We start from the raw sequence: 632 nt of genomic DNA, 5'->3' as shown, positions 1-632 counted from the left end.
TGCAGCCGGAACCTGAAGCGGGTTATGACACCGAAATTCCCACCGCCACCGCGAATGCCCCAAAAAAGCTCCGGATCGATTGCTGCATCGATCCAGTTCACGCTGCCGTCGGCCATCACGATCTCGACCCCGATTAAGCTGTCGATCGTCAGCCCGTAGGCGCGGCTGACGCGGCCCATGCCACCGCCGAGGGTGAGACCGGCAACGCCCGTGTGAGAAACGACGCCCGCCGGAACCACGAACCCGCTTGGAACCGTCGCTGCATCCCGATCGCGAAGAAGCGCGCCGCCGCCGGCTTCCACGATTCCGGCGGAGATGTCCAGCCGGGCTGAATTGAGCTGCGACAGATCGAGCAAAAGTCCGCCGTCACACGTCGAAAGGCCGGGCAGGCTGTGTCCGCCGCCTCGGATCGCCAGGACCGCATTGCAATTGGCCGCTACGTCGATCGCCTTCCGCACGTCATCGACATCCGCCGCACGCAATACCGCGGCCGGCCTGCGATCGGAGACACCGTTCCATACCTGCCGGGCTCGATCATAATCCGCGCTGCCGGGCGTGATCACAGGTCCGCGACACCCGATCGAGGCGAGTTGCTTCAATAGCAAGTCGGACATATGAGCCCCCTCGTCGCA

General features: G+C 64.2%; 1 protein-coding gene. It reads right to left on the bottom strand.

Annotated elements, in window-relative coordinates; translation table 11 throughout:
* Positions 1-614: FAD-binding oxidoreductase (locus AC0L2Z_RS35405; RefSeq protein WP_473630645.1), on the bottom strand; the 614-nt coding region annotated here is incomplete at its 3' end.
* Positions 615-632: the final 18 nt, after the last annotated feature.

The sequence above is a fragment of the Mesorhizobium sp. WSM4850 genome (assembly GCF_055811735.1).
Note: the sequence above shows the minus strand (reverse complement) of the source record. Positions and strands in the feature narration are given on the sequence as shown.